General features: G+C 57.5%; 23 protein-coding genes and 1 pseudogene. 7 read left to right on the top strand and 17 right to left on the bottom strand.

All coding sequences use genetic code 11. The features are described 5' to 3' along the window. Positions 1-55: 55 nt before the first annotated feature. The 3 genes from accD to VN622_11960 form a co-directional block, all read right to left on the bottom strand. A complete protein-coding gene (gene accD / locus VN622_11970) occupies positions 56-907 on the bottom strand; it encodes an acetyl-CoA carboxylase, carboxyltransferase subunit beta (GenBank protein ID HWR36576.1) in 852 nt (283 codons plus the stop codon). Between the two features lie 127 nt (positions 908-1,034). After that, positions 1,035-1,571, bottom strand: a complete 537-nt coding sequence (cobO, locus tag VN622_11965) for a cob(I)yrinic acid a,c-diamide adenosyltransferase (protein ID HWR36575.1) — start codon at positions 1,569-1,571, stop codon at positions 1,035-1,037. Between the two features lie 208 nt (positions 1,572-1,779). Next, positions 1,780-2,208 carry a 23S rRNA (pseudouridine(1915)-N(3))-methyltransferase RlmH gene (locus VN622_11960; protein ID HWR36574.1) on the bottom strand — a complete coding sequence of 143 codons (429 nt, stop codon included), beginning with the start codon at positions 2,206-2,208 and terminating at the stop codon, positions 1,780-1,782. Between the two features lie 68 nt (positions 2,209-2,276). On the opposite strand from VN622_11960, the gene VN622_11955 reads away from it, so the two are divergent. After that, a complete protein-coding gene (locus tag VN622_11955) occupies positions 2,277-2,714 on the top strand; it encodes a hypothetical protein (protein HWR36573.1) in 438 nt (145 codons plus the stop codon). Between the two features lie 159 nt (positions 2,715-2,873). Here VN622_11955 and VN622_11950 read toward each other — a convergent pair whose 3' ends face one another. From VN622_11950 to VN622_11890, 13 genes and pseudogenes are all read right to left on the bottom strand, one after another. Further along, positions 2,874-3,923: a sigma-54 dependent transcriptional regulator gene (locus tag VN622_11950; GenBank protein HWR36572.1), complete on the bottom strand. Its 1,050-nt coding sequence runs from the start codon at positions 3,921-3,923 to the stop codon at positions 2,874-2,876. Between the two features lie 5 nt (positions 3,924-3,928). Further along, the gene (rsfS, locus tag VN622_11945; GenBank protein HWR36571.1) at positions 3,929-4,483 is read right to left on the bottom strand and encodes a ribosome silencing factor; all 555 of its coding nucleotides are present in this window, start codon (positions 4,481-4,483) and stop codon (positions 3,929-3,931) included. Positions 4,484-4,530: 47 nt separating this feature from the next. After that, positions 4,531-5,340: a nicotinate-nucleotide adenylyltransferase gene (gene nadD / locus VN622_11940; protein ID HWR36570.1), complete on the bottom strand. Its 810-nt coding sequence runs from the start codon at positions 5,338-5,340 to the stop codon at positions 4,531-4,533. A gap of 173 nt (positions 5,341-5,513) precedes the next feature. Next, positions 5,514-6,584 carry a GTPase ObgE gene (obgE, locus tag VN622_11935; protein ID HWR36569.1) on the bottom strand — a complete coding sequence of 357 codons (1,071 nt, stop codon included), beginning with the start codon at positions 6,582-6,584 and terminating at the stop codon, positions 5,514-5,516. 233 nt (positions 6,585-6,817) lie between these two features. Beyond that, positions 6,818-7,081 (bottom strand): 50S ribosomal protein L27, encoded by a 264-nt coding sequence (rpmA, locus tag VN622_11930; GenBank protein HWR36568.1) that lies wholly within the window; start codon positions 7,079-7,081, stop codon positions 6,818-6,820. Between the two features lie 72 nt (positions 7,082-7,153). Then, a complete protein-coding gene (rplU, locus tag VN622_11925; GenBank protein ID HWR36567.1) occupies positions 7,154-7,618 on the bottom strand; it encodes a 50S ribosomal protein L21 in 465 nt (154 codons plus the stop codon). Positions 7,619-8,038: 420 nt separating this feature from the next. After that, positions 8,039-8,326, bottom strand: coding sequence for a SemiSWEET transporter (locus tag VN622_11920; GenBank protein HWR36566.1), 288 nt, complete (start codon positions 8,324-8,326; stop codon positions 8,039-8,041). Between the two features lie 67 nt (positions 8,327-8,393). Next, positions 8,394-9,170 carry a sulfite exporter TauE/SafE family protein gene (locus VN622_11915; protein ID HWR36565.1) on the bottom strand — a complete coding sequence of 259 codons (777 nt, stop codon included), beginning with the start codon at positions 9,168-9,170 and terminating at the stop codon, positions 8,394-8,396. Positions 9,171-9,266: 96 nt separating this feature from the next. Continuing rightward, positions 9,267-9,640, bottom strand: a pseudogene (locus VN622_11910) (cupin domain-containing protein). Between the two features lie 263 nt (positions 9,641-9,903). Further along, entirely contained in the window at positions 9,904-10,851 is a 948-nt protein-coding gene (locus VN622_11905; GenBank protein ID HWR36564.1) for a hypothetical protein, read from the bottom strand. Between the two features lie 226 nt (positions 10,852-11,077). Further along, a complete protein-coding gene (locus VN622_11900; protein HWR36563.1) occupies positions 11,078-11,812 on the bottom strand; it encodes a class II aldolase/adducin family protein in 735 nt (244 codons plus the stop codon). Positions 11,813-11,913: 101 nt separating this feature from the next. Continuing rightward, positions 11,914-13,953 (bottom strand): threonine--tRNA ligase, encoded by a 2,040-nt coding sequence (thrS, locus tag VN622_11895; GenBank protein HWR36562.1) that lies wholly within the window; start codon positions 13,951-13,953, stop codon positions 11,914-11,916. A gap of 110 nt (positions 13,954-14,063) precedes the next feature. Beyond that, positions 14,064-14,354, bottom strand: coding sequence for a hypothetical protein (locus VN622_11890; protein ID HWR36561.1), 291 nt, complete (start codon positions 14,352-14,354; stop codon positions 14,064-14,066). Between the two features lie 158 nt (positions 14,355-14,512). Between VN622_11890 and VN622_11885 the strand changes: the two genes are divergently transcribed. The 6 genes from VN622_11885 (at position 14,513) to VN622_11860 (ending at position 22,727) form a co-directional block, all read left to right on the top strand. Continuing rightward, positions 14,513-15,250, top strand: coding sequence for a hypothetical protein (locus tag VN622_11885; GenBank protein ID HWR36560.1), 738 nt, complete (start codon positions 14,513-14,515; stop codon positions 15,248-15,250). 80 nt (positions 15,251-15,330) lie between these two features. Next, the gene (locus VN622_11880; protein HWR36559.1) at positions 15,331-16,362 is read left to right on the top strand and encodes a hypothetical protein; all 1,032 of its coding nucleotides are present in this window, start codon (positions 15,331-15,333) and stop codon (positions 16,360-16,362) included. Positions 16,363-16,409: 47 nt separating this feature from the next. Continuing rightward, positions 16,410-17,006, top strand: coding sequence for a Holliday junction branch migration protein RuvA (gene ruvA / locus VN622_11875; protein HWR36558.1), 597 nt, complete (start codon positions 16,410-16,412; stop codon positions 17,004-17,006). A 55-nt stretch (positions 17,007-17,061) separates the two neighbouring features. Beyond that, positions 17,062-17,736: a hypothetical protein gene (locus VN622_11870; GenBank protein HWR36557.1), complete on the top strand. Its 675-nt coding sequence runs from the start codon at positions 17,062-17,064 to the stop codon at positions 17,734-17,736. Positions 17,737-17,924: 188 nt separating this feature from the next. Beyond that, entirely contained in the window at positions 17,925-20,150 is a 2,226-nt protein-coding gene (locus VN622_11865) for a S9 family peptidase (GenBank protein HWR36556.1), read from the top strand. A 180-nt stretch (positions 20,151-20,330) separates the two neighbouring features. Further along, entirely contained in the window at positions 20,331-22,727 is a 2,397-nt protein-coding gene (locus VN622_11860; protein ID HWR36555.1) for a beta-L-arabinofuranosidase domain-containing protein, read from the top strand. Positions 22,728-22,907: 180 nt separating this feature from the next. On the opposite strand, the gene VN622_11855 is transcribed toward VN622_11860, so the two are convergent. Further along, positions 22,908-26,114 carry a TonB-dependent receptor gene (locus VN622_11855; protein ID HWR36554.1) on the bottom strand — a complete coding sequence of 1,069 codons (3,207 nt, stop codon included), beginning with the start codon at positions 26,112-26,114 and terminating at the stop codon, positions 22,908-22,910. Positions 26,115-26,217 lie beyond the last annotated feature (103 nt).

Here is a 26,217-nt window from a genome sequence, read left to right as displayed (position 1 = left end):
TCGCGTCCAGATCCGTCCTTTGCTGAACGGATCTGGATACGGAACTTGCCGGCGATTATGCTGGGACTGGCATCATGAATTCAATTGCGCGCGCGATGTAGCCCTTGAGATCACGGCGGTGAACGACCGCGTCGAGCATTCCGTGCTGCATGAGGAATTCGCTGCGTTGGAAGCCTTCAGGAAGCTTTTGCCGAATTGTCTGCTCGATGACACGCGGTCCGGCGAAACCGATGAGCGCGCCCGGTTCGGCGATGTTGAGGTCGCCGAGCATTGCGAAGGATGCCGTCGTGCCGCCAGTCGTCGGATCGGTCAGGACGGCTATGTAGGGAACCCTTGCATCGTCCATGCGTCCAAGCGCAGAAGAAATTTTGGCCAGGGTCATGAGGCTGACAACGCCTTCCATCATGCGGGCGCCGCCCGAGGCAGCGACGATAATGAGCGGGAGGCGTTCCTTGGTGGCCTTCTCTACGGCACGGGTGATGACTTCGCCAACAACAGCGCCCATGCTGCCGCCGATGAACGAGTACTCCATGGCGCTGACAATGGCCGGGTGTCCGTTGATCTTGCCGCGCCCGTTGACGATGGCGTCCTTGAGGCCCGTCGTTTGTTTCGCTGCCTTGAGACGCGAGGCATAGGGCTTTAGGTCGGTAAACTTCAGCGGGTCCGTGGAAGACAGGTTGATGTCTTCAAGCTGGAACTCGCCGTCGTCGAAGAGTTGCGCCAGGCGCATCCGGGCGTCCACGCGGAAGTGCTTGTCGCACTTGGGGCAAACGTTCAGATTCTCTTCGAGGTCTTTCTTCCAGATGATCTGGCGGCACTGGTCGCACTTGACCCAGAGCCCTTCGGTGCGGACTTTCTTCTCGCCCGATGTGTCTAACTGTTGCGATTGCCGCTTAAACCACGTCATAAAAGCAGGTCTCAGTTCTCGGTTCCCGGTTCTCAGCTAAACCAGCCGATGCTGCCGACCGGGAACGGAATGCCGCGGCTGCGACCGACGGCTTGGGGATGAAGGCGCTGAGAGCACGCCATGAATTCTAGTACTCGATGCCGCGCTGGGCCTGAATGCCCTTCTGGTATGCGTGCTTGACCTCACGCATCTCGGTCACGGTATCTGCCAAGTCAACAATTGTGGGGTGTGCGTTGCGCCCCGTCAAGATCACGTGCACCATTTCCGGACGCCGCTTCAGAACCTCGAGTACTCTCTCCGGATCGAGCATCTTGTAGCTGATGGCGTAATTGATCTCATCGAGCACCACGAGATCCCACTCGCCAGAGAGGATTGCCTGCGCCGCTTCCGCCCAGGCTTCTTCCACCAGACGGATGTCTTCGGGATCGGTCTCGGCGCCGCCAACCTTCACGAAACCGCGTCCCATCTGCTTCATGACAAACCGGTCGCCAAACGCCTGGACGGCATCCAGTTCGCCGTAGTGCCACGAGCCCTTCAGGAACTGAAGCATCAGGACGCGCAGACCGTTGCCGACGGCCCGCAAAGCGGTTCCCATGGCGGCCGTCGTCTTGCCTTTACCGGGACCGGTGTTGACGATGATGAGGCCTTTGCGGACATCGCTCACGGCAAGACCGCCGCAGGCTCTGGTGTGTCAACGCGGATTTCAGTTCTCATTCGCAAACACTAACCTCCGATGCGTTCGTAGCTTTCGTGTCTTCCTGAGCGAGGAGCCCACCCCGAGTCGAAGGATCCCTAATGCTACACGGCTCTCAAGCTTCGTCGTGACAATGTCGTTCGGCTCAATCCGCGTTCATCCGCGGCTCCCAAACGCGCTAGTGCCCCGTGTGATACGGATGTCCCTTAAGGATTGTAAATGCTCGGTAGAGTTGTTCCAGCAAAACGACGCGGGCGAGTTCGTGGGGCAGGGTCATGCGTCCAAGGGAGAGGCGAACTGTGGCGGCCTTTAGCGACGGCTCGCTCCATCCATCCGAAGGACCGATGGCGAAGAGCAACTCCTGCGTGCCGCAGTCCTGATAGTCTCGAATAAGATCGGCTAACTCCTCTGAGCTGAGCTGCTTACCACGCGAATCGAGCAGGACCATGACGGGCGCGGTGCGCGCCACTTTGTCGGCCAGTTTGAGGACGGCGACTTCGCTGGGGAGTTCGTGCGTTTCAGTTGGGACGTAGCGCGCCAGGCGTTTGGCGTACTCGGCCGTGAGCGACTGGATGGCCGCTTCCTTCGTCTTGCCAACCCATGCCACGCGAAGCTTCACGGGAACGAGGCTATCAGTTCGGTGATGCTGGCGTATAGTCGCATCGGAGACGGGCTATGAAATGGATCGTGCTCGGCGTCGTTTTATTCATCGTATTCGCCATTTTTCGGCGCATGAGCCAGGAGAGCCGGCTGGTGAACACAGGCGTCATGACCATCTGGCAGCAACGGGCGCCAATGGCCTTCGAAGATTTCTACGCGCACTTCTATGCCAGGTCAGGCATCCCGGCGGAGGACGTGCGGAAAATTCTGCAAATGATTGCCCAAGGCACGGGCGTGCCGGAAGACCGTTTGCGTCCTGAAGACCGCCTTGAGGATCTGAAACCGGGCGCGCTGCGCATGCAACTTGGGCTGATGAAGCGCCTCTTGATGAACGAACAGATCCGGCGCGAGATGAAGATCGAGGCGCCACAGGACTGGAAAGTAGATACGGTACACGAAGTGATCACTACACTAGGCCCTTACGGCCATCACGCACATACGGCGGGAGAATAGATTGGCTCTGCTGGCTTTATTCGGACTTGGCCTCGTAGGGGTCGTGGTGCTGGCGTTGCTTCGGGTGAATCGCTGGCGCTGGCAAGCGCCTGAGGCTACAGAACCTGCGAAAGAACGGCACGAGGAGCGGGAGGCTAGCGATGTAGCGCAGGGGCGTAGCTAACGCAGACCGTATTTCTTGCGTTTCTCCAGAAGTGTTTTTCTGCTGATACCCAGAATGGCTGCAGCCTTCGACTTCTTGCCGCGTGTGTGATCCAGAATTTCCTCGATGTAGCCGCGCTCCAGTTCTTCGAGCGTCAGTTTGCTGCTGGAAGTCGAACTACCTCGGCGCACGTATGCCGGCAAGTCTTCCGGTCCAATCTCTGGCGATGTGCTCATGATGATACCGCGTTCGACGATGTTGCGCAGTTCGCGTACATTCCCTGGAAAGCTGTACTCCTCGAGGGCCGAGATAGCCTCCGGCGCAAAGCAGTGGTGCGGCTTGCGATGCATGGTGGCGAGCTTAAGCAGAAAATGTTGAGCCAGAGGCGCGATGTCTGCCGGGCGCTCGCGCAAGGGCGCGATGACGAGCGGGATTACGTTGAGCCTGTAATAAAGGTCTTCGCGGAAGGTCCGGCGAGCGACGGCGCTTTCCAGATCGATGCTGGTGAGGGCGATGATGCGGGCGTGAAAGGCGATGGGCCGGTGTCCGCCAAGTCGGTCGAAGCGCTTTTCTTCGATGGCGCGCAGGAGCTTGGCCTGCATTGAGATGGTAAGCGCACCGATTTCATCCAGGATGATGGTTCCAGCTCCGGCGCTCTCCAGGCGGCCGCGCTTCATCTGCGTGGCACCCGTGAAGGCGCCTTTCTCGAAGCCGAACAGCTCGCTTTCAAGAAGTTCCTGCGGCAGGCTGGCGCAATCGATCTTGAGAAGAGGCTCGTTGGCGTTGGTGCCGAGGTAATGCAGAAGCGATGCAACGAGGTCTTTTCCGGAGCCGCTCTCGCCACGCACGAGCACCGTGGATGCGGCAGCCGCGACTCTGCGAATCTGCTCGAGCAGGCGCAGACTGCTGGCATCTGACGCAACGAACGAACCGAGCACGGCGTCTGGAGTAAGCGCTCCAATGGCGTTGTCAGAAACGCCAGTAGAAGCGGGCGGAGTGTCGGGTAACGGAGTATCGATTGAACGCGAAGGTACGCCGGCGCCGAACGCGTCAGTCCGGCGCGGCATCGTGATTAGCCCTTCGTCGTACGCACGTGCGCACGCGGCTTCTTCGACACTGGTTTCTTGGTGGTTTTCTTAGCAACAGCTTTGCGAGCCACGGTCTTCTTCGCCAAGGTTTTCTTGGCTGCGGTCTTGCGCGCGGGTGCTGCGCTTCTGCGCGCAGCGGCAGTTTTCCGGGAGGCTGTTCCCTTTTTCGCTGGCACGGCTTTCAGCTCGGATTCGGTCCAGCGCTTTGCGGATTTCCAAAGCCGTTCCAGATCGTAGAACTTACGAGCGTTCTCCGAGAAGATGTGGACAACGAAGTCCACGTAGTCGAGAAGAATCCACTCGGCGGTATCGTGGCCCTCGCGATGATTCGGTTCCACGCCGAGCTTCGAGAGTTTCTGCTCGACTTCATCGGAGATGGCTTGTACCTGTCGCGGGTTGCTACCCGTGCAAATTACAAAATAGTCGGTGAAGGCGCTGGATTCTTTTGGAAGCTCCAGGATGGTGATGTTCTCCGCCTTCTTCTCATTCGCGGCTGTGAGTACGGTTCGAACCTGCTTCTTGACTTCGCTCTGCTTCATCAGTCCTCGTCTTTATAGTGTGTGCGAGCTGCTGCACGATCCCTGCTTCAGGGGTTTTTGCGATGGCTGCGGCCACCGACTACGTGCAACTGTTTGCGATGTTCGGCCTGTCCGCCGTTGGTTCGCACTGTCAATGTTTCAAGGCGGTTGGGCTCGGGGTTGCCGGGCTCCGGTTTCCCCGGCTTATACAGCTGCAATTTACGAATGTACTCAGCCACTTCTGGGCCGACGAAGTTGGCAATTGGCCTGCCTGTCGCGACGGCGGAGCGAATCTTGGTGGCGCCGACCGCTTCTTTCACTTCGTCCAGCAGGTGGATGGTCGTCCCGGCGAGAACGATATCGCCGCCAGCTGGCTGCTGCTTGAAAAGTCTGCTCACCTGTTCTGCTGGACGCAACGTCTCAGGCAGTGCGGAGGCGACGTCGTTGAGCGAATACCCGGGACGGCTGGCGACGATGAACTCGCACTCCTGCAACAACTCGACCGGGCTACGCCACTTGGCAACATCCATAAAGGCGTCGATGCCGATGATGAAGAAGAGGCGGTCAACCTTGCGAACGCGCTGTTTGAAGCGACGAACGGTGTCGATGCTGTAGCTGGCAAGCTTGCCTTCCGCCTGGATGATCTCCGGCGATTCGAGCAGCGATGGGACGAAATTCTTCTCCCCGGCCAGGGCAAGCGCGAGCATGGCATAGCGGTGGTAATAAGGCGTGATTGCTTGTGTCTGCTTGTGCGGCGGAATGTCTGCGGGCACAAAATAAACGCGCCCAAGCTGGAAGCGTTCTGCCGCAGCACGCGCGACGGCGAGGTGACCGTGATGAACCGGATCGAAGGTGCCACCGAAAATTGCGATATTCATTCTGCGAAAAGGTTACGTCCCGTGGCTAGTGTCCGTTGTGCAACCGGCAATGATCAAGCAGAAAACCCGGGGCGTAACCCGCACGTAACGGGGGGAGCTCTGCCGCACCCCGCCTGCTGTGCAACTGCCTATTGTGATGTCAGGGCGACGCAGTGAATTGCCTGCCCATGTGGTCAGCGGGACGAGGTGCTTGTTTCACCAAAGTTATCCACGGCCTCCTCGGCAGCGGCAGCTTCCCGAACCTCCTGCACCTTGCGCGCCATGGCCCACTTGAGTTCCTCGATGCCCTCTCCGGTGACAGCCGAAATGGGATAGAACTCCAACTTCTTGCGCTTTGCGAACTTCTTCACCTTCGCGAGCTTTTCCTCATTGGCGGCATCAATCTTGGAAGCAATGAGCAACATCGGCTTCGCGGCAAGTCCTGCGCCGAAGTTCTCCAGCTCTCCCATGATGACGTCGAAGTCCTTCACCGGATCGGGACGGCCGCTGGCATCGGAAACATCGACCAGGTGCACGAGCAAACGCGTGCGCTCGATGTGGCGCAGGAACTGTACGCCCAAGCCGGCACCCTGACTGGCACCCTCAATGATGCCCGGAATGTCTGCGACGACGAAGCTGACCTGGTCAGGTTCTTCACCGACGGCGACCACGCCGAGATTGGGCTGCAAGGTCGTAAACGGATAATCGGCGATTTTGGGGCGTGCGGCGGAAATCCGCGAGATAAGCGTGGACTTGCCCGCATTCGGATAACCGAGAAGACCGACATCGGCCAGCAGTTTGAGTTCAAGCCGAAGGAGGCGTTCTTCGCCGGCGCGTCCGGGCTCGCACTCTCGTGGCGCTTGATGCGTCGCCGTTGCGAACCGGGCATTGCCTCGTCCTCCGCGTCCGCCCTTGGCGATAACGATGCGATCATTCGGACGCCTGAAATCGTGTACCAGCTCGCCAGTCTCGGCGTCATAGACGATCGTCCCAACGGGAACCTTGAGGACGATGCTTTCGCCTTCGGCGCCGGTTCGATTGGAGCCTTCGCCGTGGCGTCCGCGCTGCGCCTTGTACTCGGGATTGAAACGAAAATGCACGAGCGTGTTGTGGCGCTCGCTGGCCTCCATAAGGACGTCGCCGCCGCGGCCGCCGTCGCCGCCGGAAGGACCGCCACGCGGAACAAACTTTTCGCGGCGGAAGGCCATGCAGCCGTTTCCGCCACCGCCGGACGCTACACGGATTTTTGCCTCGTCAACAAACATAGATTCGACACTTTTTGACAGATGCGTGGCCGCCGGGAAGGAAACACAGTCGTGAAGAAATTCCGGGCGCAGCAACCCACCAGTAGCAGCCCGGAATTTTCACATGCGAAAAACGCACAGCCCGGCGCTGAGGCCGGGCTGACCTTAACCTACTAGAGCCGACGCGAGGCGGTGCTGAAAAGGGATTCCTCGCCACGCCTGAACAGCCCGATGCGCAAGGCGCATCGAAATGTTTACGCTTCCGGGATCGGATCGATGTGAACGAACTTGCCCAACTGGCCCCGATCGACGAACTTGACTGTGCCGTCAAGTTTGGCGAACAAGGTGTCGTCTTTGCCGCGGCCTACATTAAGGCCCGGCTTGATGCGAGTGCCGCGCTGGCGAATGATGATCGTGCCGCCGGTGACGACCTGGCCACCAAAGGCCTTCACGCCAAGGCGCTGCGCATTCGAATCACGGCCGTTTCTGGAACTACCTAAACCCTTCTTGTGTGCCATAGCTGAAATCCCAATCTTGTAGCTGAATCCGCCGGGACCGAGCCGTGAGGCTGTGGTCGCGACGCGGAAACACTACTTCTTTGTTGTCTTCTTCGCCGCCGTCTTTTTGGCAGCGGTCTTCTTCGGTTTCGCTTCGGCAGCGGGTTTAGCGGCGACTTCAGCCTTGGAAGCTTCGGCCTTGGGAGCCTTCACTTTCTTGGCCGGCAGTTCGGGCGCGCTGAACGTCTGTCCGTCGAAGCTGATCTCGGAAATGCGGATCTCGGTGAAAGCCTGGCGATGGCCGCGCAGTTTCTTGTACTGCTTCTTGCGCTTAAAGTGGAAGACCAGGATCTTGTCGGCACGACCGTCGCCGAGCACCTGACCTACGACGCGAGCATCGGACGCCTTGCCGACGTGGCCTTCCGAGCCGCTGACAGCGAGAATATCGCTGAACTCGATCGTTGGATCGCCGTTCGCAGGCGAAGTCTTCTCAATTCGGATTACGTCCCCGGGTGCGACGCGATATTGCTTTCCCCCGGCGCGGATTACCGCGTACATAGCAATGCCTCCGTAAACTTGCGCTCCAGCGCAAGCTTTCTGCCTGCATGGAGAACCTGAGTCGAAACTGTGCGCTTGCACTTCCCCGGAGAGCGGAACCTCTTGTTCTCTACATTGGCCGAGACGGCCAGACTTCGGGGTGTCCCTGCCGGGACCTGATAGTACAGGCAAACCATTGAATCTTATCTGTTCGGAGCCACAGCGTCAAACCCAAGCTGCTGGGAATCGAGAAAGACACCCTCATCAGAACCACCAGCCTACACCACTGTTGTCATCAATGAAGCACCTGGTGTGAACTTACAGGCTTTTGGAGACATCAACCCTCAAGGCCAAAAGCCGCACTTCCATTCAGTGCGAGTTACGGCACACCTGAAGGCGTTTTAGTTTCAAGCAGCGAGCCTCCGATTTCGAAAACTTTTTCTACGAATTCCGCGATGGCAATGGCTGGTGTCGCGAGTAACGCACCTTCATAAAAATGAGTGGGACCTGGAAGACGAAAGTAACCCCATTCGCGATGATCATGGGCCAGGAGTTCAGATAGATGCCGTAGATGACCCAGAGCACGACGCCCACGCTGAAACTAATCAGCATGGCATACGAGAGGTCTTTCACGGACTTGGAACGGAACGTATGCAGTACCTGTGGCATGAAGGCCACGGTTGTAAGAGTTCCGGCTAAAAATCCTACGATGGTAAACAGAACCGCCATTTTAAACAGCTTTCTCCTTGAGAGCTCGCGCTAGGGGCAGTAGAGCGCGGAAATCAAAATTCCTGTTTCATAAACCCTGTTTCACGAAAAAGTAGAGCGACATGGCCGCGCCGGTTGCGATGACGGCGTAGCGCACGTGTGCGGGATTCATGCGCTGCGCGTAAAAAGCGCCGTAGTATCCGCCGGCCGCGGCTCCGACCAGCATGAGCAGCGCCTGCGGCCACACCACGGCTCCGGCGATGATGAATGTGACAATCGCCACGCCGTTGCAAATGGTGGCGAGCACAGTCTTATAAGCGTTCATGGTGTGGATGCTTTCGACCCCGAGGATCGCAAACAAGGCGAGCATAAGGATGCCGGCTCCGGCACCGAAGAATCCTATGTACACCGCGATGCACAACTGTACCAGCGCGCCACCAAGCATCGCCAGGCGAGTGCGGTTCTTCATGTGCTCACTGCGCTGACGGATCCACTTGCTGATGATTCCACTGAAAACGAAAAGTAACGTGGAGGACGCGAGCAGGTACGGGATTAGGCGAAGGAAAGTCGCCTGCGGAGTTTTGAGCAGAATGACCGCGCCGAGCACTCCGCCGATGAACCCGGTGACGACAAGCGGGAGCAGCATGTTGCGCCCCTCGCCCGCTAGTTCGCGGCGATAGGCTCCGACGCTGGCGAGCGTGCCCGGCCACAGTGCCATCGTGTTCGTGGCATTCGCGTTGATGGGCGGCATACCAGTCACAACCAGGGCAGGAAAGCACAGGAAGCTGCCGCCCCCGGCAACGGAGTTCACAGCACCGCCGACGAGCGCGGTTACAAAGAGGATTGCAGCTTGTTGCAAGGTCATCGGGAGTTCGGCAAATTTACACGCAGAGCAACTAAGAAGTAGACCATAGCGGCAGCGTTCGGCTCAGTGACTTAGACGAATTGCGTGCGCGGGTCGCTAAATTCGGTCGAGTTCCGTCCGAGTGCGTTCGTTACGTATGTTGCCGGTGTTAAGCGTTGTCTTGGGCTCGAGTAGCATCACTTCGACTTCGTCGTCTGCGAAAGGCAGGTGCTCGGTGCCGCGCGGGATGACGACAAACTCGCCGGGCTCGATTCGCAACTCGCGCTCGCGGCCGTTTTCGCGGATGAACATGTGAAGGGTGCCGCGCACGACCAGGAAAAGTTCGTCCTCGTTCTGGTGGTGGTGCCAGACGAACTCTCCCTTTAGCTTCGCCAGCTTAACGTAGCTGTCGTTCAGCTCGCCCGCGATCTTTGGCGACCACAGGTCGTCGAACGACGCGCAAATTTACGCGTGAGATTAACGACTTCGATCATGCTTACATGGTAAGCGCGACGGGGAGATTTTGTGGAGACGGATCTGGGTGGAGTAGACAGGGCGTTTGAGCGGGGCTCTGAATTTTTATCTTGGGTCGTCCTGAGGTCACGCCGCTTTGTGCGAGTCCGAAGGATCTGCTTTGTTGTGAACAGCAGATCCTTCGCTACGCTCAGGATGACCCCACTTCTTGCATGTGGTTTCGACGCAGCCTGTAAAGCCGCTGGGGTAATGTCCACCACATTACTTCCTGTTGAACTTCCTATTGGACATAGAGGTTCTGGAAGGCGGCATATGTCTTTCCCTCTGTGTCCCAGGCTTTTACTGCCACGATATGTGTCGTCCCTTTCGGCAAGTTAATTTGGGCGGTGATACCGGGGCCCGTCGATGTCGCGATCACTTTGGAATCCAAATAGACCTTCATGCTAGTGGTCGGCTTTGGGTTATTGACAACCTGCGCGTCAAGGCGGAAAGACGAAGAGACGTCTGGGCCTGTCGGGTTGTGAATCACGATGCCCGGCGAGCATGCCCCGGTTTTCGGATTGCAGGTGTAGTCGTAGAAAGTTTTTATATTGTGTACCGACTTGAAGGTGTGGCCTGCGTAATCTTTGGCAACGATGGCGACACGATGCGATCCAGCTGCGACGCCGACGCTGGTCAGTATGTAGTTATTGGAACTGCCGACCCGGAAGATGCCGTCCACATAAACACTGAGCGACCTGATCTTGGAGCCACCGCCGCGAGCCGTGGCGGAAATGCTGACACTGCTGTTGGGCTGCGAGCTATCGCTTTTAGGCCAGCAGAAATTGATTCCGGGCTCACTGGGTGTGCTACAAAATCCAACGCCAAAGCCGACCACCCTGAAGGAGCGACTGGCCTGGTAGGCGTTACCGGCACTGTCCCAGGCTTTAACGACTATGTTATGCAACCCATTAATCATCCCGTAGTCATAGAGCGTGCCTGGAAGGAAGTCGAAAGAATCCACAAGTTTTCCATTGTCGTAAACGGCGGACTTGACGATAGAGCCGGATTTCGCCGTTGCTCCCATCTCGATGCCAGCTGCGTACGTGACCTTGGAATCCTGTGACGGAAAGCAGATTCGCAAGCCCGGCGTAGACGGTGCCGCGCAGTCGGCAAATGCCGAAGCCGAAACAAAAATGACGAGTAGAAGGAAGAGCAGGGCGGTGAATCGAGCGGAGTTGATGGTCACAGTTGCGCCTCTTTATTGGGACTGAGCTTGCTCTCTAGCTAGCTACCCTGAAAAGCAATTAAGCAGCCACGTACAACTCACATTTTTGCCCTGCTCTCCACAGGTAAGTAGAAGTCGTTTGTAGAACAATGCTCACACGCAGAATGCGCGTACTCAGGATGAGTTGTTTTTACCGGGGAGTAACTCGATTGCGAGCACGTTTGTCCAAGCAAAGCTGACGGCCGTGTTAACTAAAGAGCTCGGGATCGGTCTGTCGCAGGCGCTTGAGGAAGTCTGCCCATAGTGGCTGAAGGAATGGGATACGCGCGATCTCGCGCTTTGCTGTGAGCGCGTGCTCCAACTTGATAGGCTCCGGGGTAAGTCCGGTTGCGCGCGCAGCGACAGCGACGGATATATTGCGCAAGCACATGCCTTCGAGCAAGAGCATGAAGGCCGTTGCAATCTGAATGTTGGGCCCGCTGGTAACTGCGCCGTGGTTGGGCAGGATAGCCGCGCGATACTCTCCGACCTTGCGCGCCAACGGCATCACGCGATCTTCGGTGGCGTCGATGCCCTCGTAATCTTCTTCGATGACACCGACATCGCCGGCGAGCACGCAGCTTTCCTGATCATAGATTTGAGGTACGGTGCGGAAGACGCTCCAGGTGACAGTGGCAGGTGGATGCGTATGCGCTACCGCTGTGACGTCAGGATTCTCGCGATGGATGATTCCGTGCAGCACGATGGTGTCATTGACGACGCCCTCGCCATCCAGAATCTTGCCATCGTAGCTGACGGTGAGAATGTCCGACGCGGTCAGGGTCGCGAACGACGGGCCGAAGCGGTTCACCAGCATCCTGTCGCTGCCGATGGCAACGCTGAGGTGCCCAGCATTGGCAACGCTGAGCCCCGCCCGATACAGGATTCGCGCAGCACAACACATATCGAACTTAATGCCTTCGAACTCTCTGACTTCCGACATGAGCACCCCACTCACGCGCTACTTCTGCGGCGAAGTATAGCGTAACCAGAAGAAAATGCCCGGACGGAAACGTCCGGGCATCTTCTTTTCGGCTGGTGTATTTATGCCAGTGTCGGGGCCTTCGTCTCGATCAACCTCTTGATTCGTTCAACAAAGTCGGCGACCGGGTACGTGCCTTCCGCCTTCTCCTGGCCGCGGACGCGCACGTTGACCTCGTTGGCTTCGGATTCCTTGTCGCCAACCACGAGGATGAATGGGACCTTCTGCATCGCGTGCTCGCGGATTTTCGCGTTCATCTTCTCGTTGCGAGCGTCAACGTGTACACGAACGCCGATGGCCTTCAGTTGATCGGCCACTTTGTTTGCGTAGTCAACGTGGCGCTCGGCGATCGGAACGAGTGCAACCTGCGTTGGCGAGAGCCACACAGGAAATGCGCCGGCGTAGTGCTCGATGAGGACGCCGAAGAAGCGCTCGACCGAACCGTAAAGTGCGCGGTGCACCATCAATGGCTGATGGCGCTGGCCGTCTTCGCCGACGTACTCCAGGCCGAAGCGTTCCGGCAGGGTGAAGTCGAACTGCACGGTCGAGAGCTGCCACAGCCGTCCGATGGCATCGACAAGTTTGACGTCGATCTTCGGCCCATAGAACGCTGCTTCGCCGGGAATCGTCTTGTAAGGAATGCCTCGACGTTGCAGTGCATTCTCAAGCGAACGCTGTCCGAGGTCCCACTGTTCATCGGTGCCGGCGTAGTTCTTGCGGTCCTTCGGGTCCCAGGTAGAGAGCTCAACCTGGTACTTCTCAAAGCCGTAAGTGTTGAGCACGGCGAGAGCGAAGTCGATGCAGGCGACTACCTCGTCCTCAATCTGCTGCGGAGTGCAGAAGATGTGGGCATCGTCCTGAGTGAAGCCGCGCACGCGCAGAAGTCCGTGCATCACGCCTGACCGTTCGTAGCGATACACGGTGCCGAGTTCGCCCAGTCGCACAGGCAGGTCGCGATAAGACTTGAGCGAGTCCTTATAGATAAGGATGTGGAACGGACAATTCATGGGCTTCATGCGATATTCCGCATCGTCCAGTTCCATGGTGTCGAACATGTTCTGCGAGTAGTAGCCTTCATGACCGGAAGTTTGCCAAAGCTGGCGTCGCGCAACGTGCGGCGTGAAGACGAGCGAGTAACCGCGCTTGAGGTACTCCGCGCGAAGCCAGTCTTCCATGAGCGTGCGCATGAGGCCGCCCTTGGGATGCCAGAAGATGAGCCCGGGGCCGGCCAGTTCCTGGATCGAGAACAGATCAAGCTGTTGGCCAATCACGCGATGGTCGCGGCGCTTGGCCTCTTCCAGTCGCGCCATGTACTCGTCCATATCCTTCTTGGAAAAGAATGAGGTGCCGTAGATGCGCTGGAGCTGCGGGTTCTTCTCGTCGCCGAGCCAGTAGGCGCCGGCGATGTTGAGCAGCTTGAATGCCTTGATCTTCCCAGTTGAGGGAATGTGGGGGCCGCGGCAGAAGTCCACAAACTTGCCGGTCTTGTAGAGCGAGATTTTTTCGTCCGGCTTCGTGAACTGCTCGATGAAGTGGCACTTCATGAAGTCGCCTTCGGACTTGAACCGCTCAAGACCTTCGGTGCGTGGCAGGAATTCGCGCGCATAGGGTTCGTTGCGCTGCACAAGCTCCTGCATCTTCTTTTCAATCTTCGCCAGGTCGTCGGGCGTGAACGGCGTTGGACGATAGAAATCGTAGAAGAATCCATTCTCGGTGGCGGGGCCATGGCCCAGCTTGGTTTCCGGGAAGAGTTCCAGGACGGCGGCGGCCATGAGGTGCGCCGACGAGTGGCGGAAAACTTCCAGCGACTCGGGATCCTTCTCGGTGAGGATGCGGAGCGCGGCATCGTTCTCGATCGGGCGAGTGAGATCGACCAGTTCGCCATCTCCATTGCTGGTTACACTGTCGCTTACATTCCTGGCAACATCGCTGCTTACGATGTCAGTGCCATTCTTGCTTCCATCGAAGGGCGCGATCTTCGCGACCAAAGCGGCGTCTGCCAGACGCGGGCTGATGGAACGGGCAATGTCGAGGGCGGTGGTGCCCTGCGGAACTTCCTTGATGCTGCCGTCGGGGAGCTTAACTTTAATTTGATCTGCCATATAAAAACGCCTTGGCAACCGCTGCTACAGCCCACTTCAGGGATGTGCAGTCGAATCGCCCGGAATCTACTCAGTTTAGAGACGTTGGGGGTAGGGGTCAAACAAACGCCCTAGGCGCGTGTTCGCAAAGCTGTTCGTATCTCGTTGAAGACGGTGTACAGCAGCGCGACTAATCCGCTGATGATTGCCAAAGGAATGGCAACCAGGCGGTAGGCCACAGTTACGTCCGGATGCGAATGGTTCACAATGGCATAGGCGACCGTACCCAGAATGCCCATCAACAAACCCAACCCCATGCCGAGCGCGGCGAACATGAGCGAAAGCAGGATGACGCGAAAGGTCTTCATGAAGAAGAGCATCAATCGGCTGGGACGCGCAGGTACAGAGACATCTTCGTACACTCGGCTGACCTCCACGAACAGAAAACACTACAACATTTTGCGCTCTGATGCAGCCGTGATCCCCATGAAAGCAAAGCCGGCTTGCTTGGGCCACAGGTTTTTTGCGGCCGCCGCGTTAGAATGGCGCGTCGAACGGCTGCGCTAAAATAGGGACTCGCATGTCACAAACAACTCCGGTCACAACGCATACGCCTGCAGAAGTACTCACACTCGCGCCAGTACAGCAGGCACCCAACGGGATCTGCTTCGGGTCGATGGGGGAGATTACGGTCTCGACCTCTGACCTGGAGCGCATGGTTTCCGCCGTCCCGGCCGCAGTTGCTGCGGCCCTGGAGCGCAAAGCCTACTACTTCGTCCCGCTCACGGTTTGCGAAGGCAATGAGACGATCGTTGCCGAACGCTATGACATCGCCCTGAGCGATAACGCGGTTTGCCATCGAAACCTGACGCTAGGCGATGCCCAGTGCGTGTTTATCTCAACCCGGCTGATGGATGACCGATTCTCGGTCGGGTTCGAATTCTTTATCAACGTGGGACATGCGTTCGTGGAACGCGCCGGCGTGTCCAAGGATTTCGCCGAGATCGCCTGGAAGCAGGCGCAGGACAAAGTGCGTGGCGAAACCAGTCTCGACGCTTACGAGTTGCGCAAAGTCGCGACCTCAGGCGGGCCGGAAGCAGAGAAGGCGCGCAACGAGTATCTGGAAGCAGCATTCTCAGACGCCATTGCGATATACATCCTGTCGCTCTACGTAGACGTGGACTATCACGATCTGCGCGAACGGGATTACCCGTTGCTGGCTCCGAATCCGATGGCCGAGCGCCTGCGGAAAATTGCGGAACTGTTTCCGCCGCCTCCGGGATTCGAGTTCGCCGTGTATTACAAGCGGCGTCAGTAGCATCTTCGTAACCTGCAACTCACTTTACATTGTGACTTCTTGCGGGTAGTGTGTGGCGCTCAACCCTAGCTGGAGGCGCCATGGCTGATTACTACTCAGAACTGTCGCAGGCAACAGGCCTGCCGCACTACCCCAAGCAGGGCCCTTTCCAAACAAAAGAAGGCGCGGTCATCGGCGTTCGTGGCGGGTACGTCACGGCAGCGGCGCCGACTCTCGTGAACAATCAAAACGCGGTCTCTCTTTTTCTTCGGTTCAAGAAGGTCGAGGACTCGACGCTTGTGACGGCCGCCATTGAAAACAGCGCCCAGGTACTGGAAGCGTTGGGCGAGAAGAAGTGGAGTTCCGGGCTAAAAAAACAGCTTACGGTTGGTGCGGACTTCCTTTATTTCCGTTGGAACTACAGTTTCCGCAAGCACTCGGCAGACAAAGTTGCGGAATTGCAATCGGCTATCTGTGAGGCCATCAAGAGCGTTGCGTCGCCGCTTGAAACGCGATGTGACATGTGCGCAAGCACCGCTTGCTCCGAGTTGATGCTTTACAACGGAGTGCCCGGCTACTACTGCGCGAGTTGCCAGTCCCAGGCGCAGTACCAGCAGCAGACCGTGTCGCAGGAGTACGACGCGAAAGAAACAAATCTGCCACGCGGAGTTCTCTTTGGCGTTGCTGCTGCTCTCGCTGGAAGCGTAGCGTGGGGCGGCGTCGCCTATGCAATCGAACGAATCTTCCTCTGGGGTGCCGTCGGCATAGGGTGGATCGTTGCCAAAGCGGTGTTCGCCGGCATTGGAAAGATCAACAGGACCGGACAGGCACTGGTGCTGGCGTTGACGGTCGCCAGCGTTGTCTTCGGCGACGTAATCTTTTTTACGCTGTCGGTGATGAAGTCTGAAGGACTGGCTTTCAGCACCGGCATTGTTTGGGCCATTGTGAAGAACCTGGTCGAGATTGAGAAAGAAGGCGGCAACGGCCTGTTCACGATCGGTTTCGCACTTTTCGGCGCCTGCTACGTTCTCTATACGCAGGGCCGCAAGCCGAAGTTCGTGGCCGTGTTCGAGCAACTGGGAACGCCCGCAGGCGAACAATCCAAGGCGCAAGGCGTGAGCAGCGGAATGTAGTCGAGTTTGTCTGTTGAAGTGGGCGGTCGGGCCGATACAATGCACTCGTGATCGCCCATCTTCGCGGAAAGCTCGTTACCAAGCATCCCAATCAAGCCATTGTGGAATGTGGCGGCGTCGGCTACGACGTCGTCATTACCGTGCCGACCTTCAGCGATATGCCGGAGGCTGGCGCGGAAGTCGCGCTGCACATTCATACGCACGTTCGCGAAGATCAGCTTGCGCTATTCGGATTTCTGCATCCGGAGGAGAAGCGCTTGTTCGAGCGGCTGATCAGCGTAAGCGGAATTGGTCCGAAGCTGGCGATAACAATACTGAGCGGAATGCCCGTTTCAGATATGGTCGGCGCAATCCGCGCAAGCGAAGTCGCCAAGCTGACGAAGATTCCCGGCATCGGGAAAAAGACGGCCGAGCGCATGGTGTTGGAGTTGAAAGACAAGCTGGAGGAGTTCGGTGCGGTGAAGGCCGCCATGCCAGCGACCGCCGGACTCTCTCCCATGGACGAGGATGTGCTTTCGGCATTGATGAATCTTGGATATCAGCGTGCGTCGGCCGAACAGGCGCTCACGTTTGCGCGTCGCGCGAACGAGAACGGCACGTTCGATCAGCTATTCCGGCAAGCTATGGCAGTACTTGCTAAGTAATTAGATGGAGCTGCAACTGTCTTGAGAGACGGGTAACTTGGATTAGAGTATTCCCATGCATCCAGCCTTGCGCCGGACTATCGTTATTCTTCTCTGGAGCGTTCTGCTCGTTTGCGCGGTTGCGGCGAACGCCGGTAGTAAAAAGAAAAGCCCTCCCTTCAGCCTGAAACAGGTGCCTGACCAGACGGCACAAATTCGCAATATCCCTTCCGTAACGGCTCTGCAAAAATGTGAGAACTGGGCGTGGGCCGCGGCGCTGGAGATGTCTTTACTGAAGCAGGGCGTCCCCCTTGGACAAAAGTTCTGGGTCGACAAGGCGAACGGCGGTGCGCTCTGCCTCAATAGCGCCGGCACTTTGGAATCGCTGGCGCGCGTGGTGGAAGGCGAGTATGTATTGGAAGATGGCCGCAAGTTCCGCCTCGAAGTGCGCTGGCAGGAATCTGCTCCCGGAACGAGCGATCGCGTGCTGGTGCCGCTCGCGCTAGGTCGTCCTTACATTCTTTATTGGCGCGGCCACGCCTACGTTCCGCAAGCCGCTTTGTGGGACGAATACATCTACCCCACTGGGCAGAAGACAATGGAAATCAAAGAGCTGACGCTACTCGATCCGTACGAGTCCGGCGAAAAGCAATTTGCGAAGTTTACGGCCGACAAGGATGACGCCAGCGAGTTAGGCGGAGTGTTCGAGGTCATCGCGACAGAAATCGCTGGCAGCAGTCCGTGGAAGTAGAAGGCGGAAGGCAAAGGCGGACCGCGGACGTTCTGGGCCGCAGGCCCAGTCAGTTTGCTGACAAACTCGTGTCAATAATGGCGCTATCTCAGGATGACGTACGATCATTGACTGGCTTTGCCAGTATTCTTCTGGGCGGTGCCCACTAGAATGCTATCCAAATCTGCGGCCCAGGAGGGCTCGTTACGATGCGATCTCCGGCTATCACATTACGCGTTGCCTGTCTTTTGCTTTTCGCCTCTATCTGTGTTGCGCAAAGCCCTCAGATCACCATCGATCAGATCCATAGCGACCAGGTCGGCAACGCCGCCAGGGTACCGAAAGTAGAATGGCTGCCCGATAACTCCGCCCTGATCTATGATGGACGCACACCGGAAGCGCAGCGTACGTTCGAGCGCTTTGATCCCGCGACGGGAACGCGGCGATCCATCCTGAACATGGCGCAGGCACTGGCATCGCTCCGCAAGCTGGAGCCCTCGCCACAAAAACCCGAGGCTGAGGCGGACGACGACAAGAGAGTTCTCGCATGGCCGGAAGAGTTCGATTCGACGGCGAGCAAGGCCGTGTATCTGTTCAGCGACGACGTTTTCCTGCTTGACCTGCCTTCGGCGACCTTCACCCGTGTCACAAAGTCGGCTGCCGAAGAGAAGTCCCCTCACTTCTCGCCTGACGGCCGCTTGCTGGCGTACGTGCGCGATAACGACCTTTATGTGTACGACATCAGCGCGAACAAGGAAACGCGCCTGACGAGTGACGGCTCAGAGAACATTCTTAACGGAACGCTTACCTGGGTTTATTGGGAAGAAGTCTTCGGACGCAAAGACATTGCCTACTGGTGGTCACCCGACTCAAAATCCATCGCGTACTTGCAGACCAACGTCTCCGGAGTTCCCGTAGATACCTTTGTAGATTTCCAGCCGCAAACTCCGCGCACCATTCGCCAGGTCTATCCCAAGCCCGGAAATAAGAACCCGAGCGTCCGTGTCGGCCTTGTCGGCGTTGGGCACCCGAAAACTCGGTGGATCGCCATCAGCGACCCCTACGAATGGCTTCTGCGTGTGAAGTGGCTGCCGGATTCAAAGCGGGTCGCGGTTCAAACGCTTAACCGCTTGCAGACAGAACTCAGGCTGCACTTTGCCGACGCGAACACCGGCGCGTCCAAGCGCATCATCACAGAGACCGATCCCGGCTTTATCAACGTTCAAGACGACCTTTACTTTCTTAAAGATGGTCAGAGTTTTCTGTGGGCATCGGAACGCACTGGCTACATGCATCTGTACCGCTACCGGATGGACGGCACCCTCGTGAACGAACTCACGAAGGGCGACTGGGCCATGGCCTCGTCTGGCAGCGTCTTCTGGGTACGACAAGCCGTTACCGGCATCGACGAAAAGAATGGCTGGATCTACTTCACCACGCTGAAGGATGTCTCCACCGAGCGGCAGTTATATCGCGTGAACATGGATGGAACGGGTTTGACGAAGGTGTCATCCGAAAACGGCACACATCGCATAGCGATGTCGCCGGATACGCGCTTCTACTTCGACAGCTTCTCGAATATCCGCACGCTTCCATCCCTGGCGCTGCACACTTCCGATGGCAAGCGGGTCTCTATTTTGGCCGAACCCCGTCCGGAGCTATTGCCGTCGGGAATGCAGTTTCCCGAGCTGCTCACCATACCGGCGGAGGACGGGTTCCCCCTGCCGGCAGAGATCCTGAAGCCGAAGAACTTCGACCCTGCCAGGAAATACCCCGTGATATTGCACATCTACGGTGGGCCGTCAGCGCCAACCGTTAGCAATTCATGGCAGCGCGACATGCTCTTCTATAACGTGCTAGCCGACAACGGCTTCGTCGTCGCGGCGATCGATAACCGAGCGGCCACGGCAATCAGCAAGAAGCTGGAGAACACGCTTGTAGAAAATCCGTCCGCCTCAGAAACCGCCGACCTCGTGGCCGGCATTCGATGGTTGAAGAAACAAACATGGGCGGACCCCGACCGGTTCGGCGTCTATGGCTGGAGCGGCGGCGGCACGAATACGCTCAACTGTATGACCCGGTCGCAGGAATTCAAGGCCGGCATCAGCGGAGCACCCGTCACAGACTGGCGCTACTACGACTCGAAGTGGGCGGAGGCGCTCGTCAAAACACCGCAGGACAACCCCGCCGTTTACGATCGCACTTCGCTTGTGAAACGTGCCGGCGACCTGCACGGATCGCTTCTGATCATCTACGGAACATATGACGACAACGTGCATCCGCAGAACGAACAGGCATTTATGGATGCACTCATCAAGGCCGGCAAGCCATACGAAAGTCTCGTGTACCCTATGCGCAAGCACGGCTTCTCCGATAAGCCTGCGCGCATTCACTTAGACAACGCGATGCTCGCTTTTTGGAAGCGCGCATTGTAGTTTCCGGCGAACAACAGTTTGCAACCCGAGAGGAAAACGAATCGGCGGCCAATCTGGCCGCCGATCGCCGTTTTGGCATTCGCGGTTGTAAAGCCCCCCTTAGTGAATATAGGGGATTTTCGATAGGGACAACGGCTACTCCGGGATTGTATATTTTATCCGAGGCTCCAGGAGACGCTTGTGAAAAAACCTATTTACGGCTTGGTTGCATTGATTCTGCTTTTTGCAGGTCTTGGTTTTGCACAGACACAGAACGCAGCAAAAGCTTCCGAAGCGAAGATGATTAAAGCCCGACCCCTGCCTCTGAGCAGCGTTCGGTTGCTTGGCGGTCCTCTTAAAAACGCACAGGACCTGGATGCCAAGTATCTGCTTGAACTTGAACCCGACCGCATGTTGGCCTTCATGCGCCAGCGTGCCGGGTTGGAACCTAAAGCCAAGGGCTACGGCGGGTGGGACGGCGGCGGACGGCAACTGACAGGTCACATTGCCGGACACTATCTCTCGGCCGTGAGCCTTGCGTGGGCCGCCACCGGTGACGCCCGCTTCAAGGATCGTGCCGACTACATTGTGAACGAGATGAAGAAGATCCAGGACGCGCAAGGCGATGGCTACCTCGGCGCGCTCATGGACAAGGACGGCGTTGATGGCAAGGTTCAGTTCCAGAACCTGAGCAAAGGCGTTATCAAATCGGGCGGCTTCGATTTGAATGGCCTATGGTCGCCGTGGTACGTCCAGCACAAGATCTATGCCGGACTGCGGGACGCTTACCGTTACACCGGTAACCGCACGGCCCTGGATGTGGAAATCAAGTTCTCCGCCTGGGCCGAGGGAATTCTTTCCAAGCTCAGCGACGAAGAGATACAGCGGATGCTGGCCACCGAGTTTGGCGGGATGAACGAGGTCCTGGCCGATCTCTACGCAGATACGGGCGATAAGCGATGGCTGACGCTCTCCGACAAGTTTCAGCACCACGCGATCATCGATCCGCTGGCCGCCAAGAAAGACATCCTCTCCGGCACGCACGGAAACACGCAGGTCCCCAAGGTCCTGGGATCTCTGATGCGATACGTCTACACGGGCGATGAAAGCGATGGCACGGTCGCAAAGTTTTTCTTCGACCGGGTTACGCAACATCATACCTTTGCTACCGGCGGACACGGCAAGAACGAGTACTTTGGCGTCCCCGACAAGTTGAACGACATGGTGGACGGACGCACGGCCGAAACCTGCAACGTCTACAACATGATCAAGATGGCGCGCACTCTCTTCTCTATCGAGCCGGATATTCGCTATGCCGACTTCCACGAGCGCGCATTGTTCAATCACATCCTGGCGTCTCAGGATCCCGATGATGGCCGGGTCAGCTATATGTTGCCCGTTGGCCGTGGCGTGCAGCACGAGTATCAGGACAAGTTCGAGGACTTCACCTGCTGCGTCGGCTCTGCCATGGAAAGCCACGCCCTTCACGGATACGGCATCTACTACGAATCCGGGGACAAACTTTGGGTAAGCATCTATGCCCCCTCCACCGCGGACTGGGAAGCGGCCGGAGTGAAACTGGAAACGAGCACTGACTTTCCGATTGGCCAAACGGCCTCGCTGAAGATCACTTCCAAGTCGCCGAAGAAATTTACTTTGGCTTTGCGTCGGCCCTACTGGGCAGGCACAGGCTTCAGCGTCAAAGTGAATGGTCGCGCCCTTAAGGCTCTTCCCAAAGCCGACTCGTACGTCGAGATCACACGCACGTGGAAGACCGGCGACAAAGTGGAATTGGTACTGCCAAAGACACTCCGCAAGGAGCCGCTGCCCGACAACCCGAATCGCATGGCTTTGATGTGGGGTCCGCTGGTGCTGGCCGGAGACTTGGGGCCGGAGCTGGACCGGGAAAACCGCCGCAATGCCGCCAATGCCGCAGCCGCGCCTGTGTTTATAGCTCCGGAACAGCCGATAGAGAAGTGGTTGAAGCCCGCCGCTAACAAGCCGGGAACGTTCCGCACCACTGGTGTCAGCCTGGCTACGGACGTAGATTTCGTTCCGTTCTACCAGCTGCCACGGCGCAGATACGCTATCTACTGGGACATGTTCACTCCACAGGAGTGGCAGAAGAAGTCCGAAGCATACGCGGCCGAGCAGGAGAAAAAGAAGAAACTCGAAGCGGCGACAGTTGCCTTCGCGCAACCCGGCCAAATGCAGTCGGAGCGCGATTTCGCACAGCAGGGCGAAGATACTACGCCGGTCCAACTGGCGGGACGTTTCGGGCGACAGGGAACGAAATGGTTCTCCTTCGATATTCCCGTCGATCCCGCTCACCCGATGACTCTGTTTATCACCTACAGCAACGATGGACGCCGGAAGAACACATTCGACATTCTGGTGGACGGCAAGAAAGTGGGAGAGCAGACAGGCGAGAGGCGCAGTCCTGAACAGGAGGTGCGTTTCTTCGATGTCGAATACTCGCTCCCTGCGGACCTCGTCAAAGACAAGAAGAAAGTAACTGTGCGCTTCGAAGCGACGAATGGAACTGCAATTTCCACCGTCTTTGGAATTCGCATGGTCCGAGCAAACGCCGAACGCTAGGCAGCAAAACACGCAGTGCAAACCACCCCATGCAAGCCTTGCTTGCATGGGGTGGTTTTTTGCGATGTTCTGGAACGTGCAACAGTAGAAGCGCTAAGTTCCCCACTCTTGTCACCACCCGGCTGGGCGGTGAATCGGTCGACAGTGGATATAAACGGGACGGCCCGCTGTTCTCCAGTTCTAGAATGCGAAGCGGAATCCGTACTGCGATTTGAACTGGCTACCGAATGCCGGCCCAAATCCCTGTCCACCGCAATAGCCCTGCGGCTGTCGCAGTGCGACTTCCGATGCGCTGCCGGAGAAATCGTTGCAGAAGTTATCCCGGTTGAAGAGATTGAAAAACTCCCAAAACACTGTCAATTGCGCACGTTCGGTGAATTTGAAAGCCTTCGATGTTCTCAGGTCGAGGTTGACATACGGATCGCCCCGGAGAGAGTTCGGCTTCACCTGTGTGCATCCCGTAGTGGTAATTGGATTCTGCGGCGTGCTTCCCTCGCACACACGATCGATGGTGCTTCTGCCATCTCCATCAATGTCCGTTGAGGCATTGAATGAGTAGGGTCTAGCGGAGGACGCCTGGAAGATGGGCGCTATTACAAATCCGGCGGGAAGCTGCAAAACCCCACTGACCACAAAGCGGTGACGTTCGTCGAAGATGGTCGGCCCGAACTCCTCCGGCCTGAACTCTTGTTCTGGCGTGATGACGATTCCACTGCCGGAGTACGAAGATGTCGGTCGTCCGCCCCATGACCTGGACCAGGAGAGCACGTAGCTTGCCTGGAAGGTAAAGTTGTGGGACATCCGTTTTTGCAGTTGGAAGTTGACGCTATCGAAGATTGAGCGGTTGTTCGTACCGTACGCTCTGAGCTCGGAGATTCGATTAGCGCCCAGTCCTGCTGCCACGAAGGCGGCGTCGAGCAACCGGGTGTCGGCCCCGGCGACGCAACGCGCATCCGACGGGTTGGAACCCGGGAAAGCTGGGTCGCAGATTGGCCGAATTATTGGGTTCATTTGCAGGACGCGGGGTTCATGCGTCCCGAGCACATGGTAGTAGTCGACGGAAGCGGCTAGATCCTCTCCGAACTGAATGGCCGTGCCGATGGACGCCTGCTGTGACCAGGGATCGGTGATACGCGGTTCGAGGATGCGCCCTGTTGCGCCCACTGCAAGGTCGGTAACTCCCGGAGCCGGTGCAGGCAAGGGATCGATGCCGAAGCGGAAGCTGCAAACGAATGGGTCGCCCGCGCAGGAAGGGGGCGCATGTGACGCCTCAAGATCGATGACGGTCTGATAGATCGTAGGCTGCGTCTGCTGAATCGCGAACAGCGTAAGGTTCTGGAAGACCTGGTCACGGCTGATGCCATATCCGCCGCGAATCACGATCTTTCCCGATCCGGTTGGATTGTACGCAAAGCCGATACGCGGTTGGAACTCCTTCCAACTCGTCTGCCGTTTGCGCAGAAGTTCGTCATCCCCGGCCAAGAAGCGGGCGCGCGCAAGTCCATCCTGTGCTGCGGCACTGGAAGGATTCGCCGCAACCACTGTGCGCAGAATATCGATCGCGCGATTGGTGTTTGTTAACGAGTTGCCAAGTTGGGGCACGAGGAAGCGTGGATTCGCATCCCAGCGAATTCCGAGGTTCAGGGTTAGTTTGGGTGTGACTTTGATGTCATCCTGATAGTACAGAGCAATCGAATGGGCTGGCGGTTGCGCGGTGGAACCACTTCCGCCGCTGAACAGGATGGACTGCACCGCTCCCGGCGTAGCGAATCCCTGCGGATACTTCGCCGTGTTCCCCAGAATGTCGCTCGGCTTGTCAAAGAACGTGATCTGGTAGCCGTTGGCTCCGAAGAAGAAGAAGCCGCCCAGTTTCGCCAGGTAGATCCAGTTCACTCCAAACTTCTGGTTGTGTCGTCCTACGGTCCAACTGAAATCATCGCGGACCTGATACTTCCGGATTAGAGTTTGCTGGGGGACGTTTACGTTCTGGCCGATTTCAGGTGCCGTGCCGCTTCCGCACCCTTGATCCGGGATGAAACAGATCTCTGGGTTCGTTGCCTCGCCACCGCCTGCGATTGGATACGTAAACGTGCGGCCTGGGGCAGCGAGAATGGCATTCACAAAGTCCTGAAAGTGAAGCGTGAGCGAATTCACCTTGTTTGTGGCGAAGGTGAAGTTGTGCCCGATCGCCAAATCATGGAACTGATTCGTATCGGAGTTCGCCTGGCTGATGTCCGTCACGATCGGGTTACCAAGTTGATCGTTGGGGTTGGTCCATTTCTCCCTGCCGTACCGAATGTATGCCGTCTGCTGATTGCTGATGTGGTAATCCAATTTGACCGTCAGCAAGTGATCGATATACGGGAAGGGCACTTGGCGGACCGGCTCGGCCAGCGGGAAGAGACTGAGTTCACTGAACGCGTCGTTGTCGACCGGAATTTTACCCGGCTCTCGCTTTTGTTCGTACGCGCCAAAGAAGAAGAACTTGTCCTTGACGATCGGCCCGCCGATGGAACCTCCGAAGTGATAACGATGGAACAGAGGTTTAGGGCAATTGTCCTCAGCGATGCTCAGATCCTTGCAATTCTGCAAGCGGAAGAAATTGTTCTTGTTGAGAGCACTGTTTTGGAATTGGCCGAAAGCAGTGCCGTGAACCGCGTTCGTACCAGACTTGCTGACGACGTTCACTACTGCTGACGATGCCCGTCCGGCCTCAGCCGAGTAGCGATTGACGACGACACCAAACTCCTGAATTCCCTCCATGGTGAAGTTCTGGACAATGCCCCCGATCACGTTGTCCTTATTGTCCCCGCCATCGACGTTGTAATCGATTGAGCGTCCGTCGCTTCCGTTCACCGACACATTGCCCGATCGCGTTTTTGTCGGATCGAATCCTTCGGCAGGCCGCACACCCGGAACCAGTGACATAAGTCCCGAGAAGTTTCGGTCAGATATCGGCAACTCACGCACTTCGAGAGGCGAGACATTGCCGGCAATCTCCGATCGTGAGGTATCGACCAGGGGCGCTTCTCCGGTTACGTTCAGGACCTGAGTCTCCGATCCTGGCTGGACCGTCACGTTTACCGTAGCAAACCGTCCTACGGCCAACTCTACCTTCGGGCGGAGAACGGTAGAGAATCCCTTTGCTTCCACTTTCAGGCTGTATGTTCCCGGACGCAGGAAGGGCAGCGTGTAGGCTCCCCTCTCATTCGTCTGCGTAGTTCGGAGGAACCCGGTGTCAGCGCTGGAGACCGATACGGTGGCTCCAGGAATGACTGCACCGGATGCGTCTTGAACCGTGCCGTTGAGTTGTGCTGTATTCTGCTGCGCAACCAGGTTGCACACGAGCAGCGCGAGAACGAGCCCCAAGTAGATAGTGTTCCTCATTTGCTGCCTCCCCGACCAAGATCAGTGCGAAGAAAAGCGGGAAACACTTGAAACTGAAACCGCGAGTTGCGAACACGAGCTACTTGGCTCTTGAAGACCGAAC

Source organism: Clostridia bacterium (genome assembly GCA_035561135.1).
In the GTDB taxonomy this organism is placed as follows: Bacteria; Acidobacteriota; Terriglobia; order Terriglobales; family Acidobacteriaceae; genus DATMYA01.
The sequence above is the reverse complement of the archived record's forward strand: the minus strand, read 5'-3'. Positions and strand labels throughout refer to the sequence as shown.

Bases quoted from the DNA above. Each gene is read 5' to 3' on its own strand.
- accD (HWR36576.1), bottom strand. From the start codon at position 907: ATGACGTGGTTTAAGCGGCAATCGCAACAGTTAGACACATCGGGCGAG.
- VN622_11955 (HWR36573.1), top strand. From the start codon at position 2,277: ATGAAATGGATCGTGCTCGGCGTCGTTTTATTCATCGTATTCGCCATT.
- VN622_11950 (HWR36572.1), bottom strand. From the start codon at position 3,923: ATGCCGCGCCGGACTGACGCGTTCGGCGCCGGCGTACCTTCGCGTTCA.
- rsfS (HWR36571.1), bottom strand. From the start codon at position 4,483: ATGAAGCAGAGCGAAGTCAAGAAGCAGGTTCGAACCGTACTCACAGCC.
- nadD (HWR36570.1), bottom strand. From the start codon at position 5,340: ATGAATATCGCAATTTTCGGTGGCACCTTCGATCCGGTTCATCACGGT.
- obgE (HWR36569.1), bottom strand. From the start codon at position 6,584: ATGTTTGTTGACGAGGCAAAAATCCGTGTAGCGTCCGGCGGTGGCGGA.
- rpmA (HWR36568.1), bottom strand. From the start codon at position 7,081: ATGGCACACAAGAAGGGTTTAGGTAGTTCCAGAAACGGCCGTGATTCG.
- rplU (HWR36567.1), bottom strand. From the start codon at position 7,618: ATGTACGCGGTAATCCGCGCCGGGGGAAAGCAATATCGCGTCGCACCC.
- VN622_11920 (HWR36566.1), bottom strand. From the start codon at position 8,326: ATGGCGGTTCTGTTTACCATCGTAGGATTTTTAGCCGGAACTCTTACA.
- VN622_11915 (HWR36565.1), bottom strand. From the start codon at position 9,170: ATGACCTTGCAACAAGCTGCAATCCTCTTTGTAACCGCGCTCGTCGGC.
- VN622_11900 (HWR36563.1), bottom strand. From the start codon at position 11,812: ATGTCGGAAGTCAGAGAGTTCGAAGGCATTAAGTTCGATATGTGTTGT.
- thrS (HWR36562.1), bottom strand. From the start codon at position 13,953: ATGGCAGATCAAATTAAAGTTAAGCTCCCCGACGGCAGCATCAAGGAA.
- VN622_11885 (HWR36560.1), top strand. From the start codon at position 14,513: ATGTCACAAACAACTCCGGTCACAACGCATACGCCTGCAGAAGTACTC.
- VN622_11880 (HWR36559.1), top strand. From the start codon at position 15,331: ATGGCTGATTACTACTCAGAACTGTCGCAGGCAACAGGCCTGCCGCAC.
- VN622_11870 (HWR36557.1), top strand. From the start codon at position 17,062: ATGCATCCAGCCTTGCGCCGGACTATCGTTATTCTTCTCTGGAGCGTT.
- VN622_11865 (HWR36556.1), top strand. From the start codon at position 17,925: ATGCGATCTCCGGCTATCACATTACGCGTTGCCTGTCTTTTGCTTTTC.
- VN622_11855 (HWR36554.1), bottom strand. From the start codon at position 26,114: ATGAGGAACACTATCTACTTGGGGCTCGTTCTCGCGCTGCTCGTGTGC.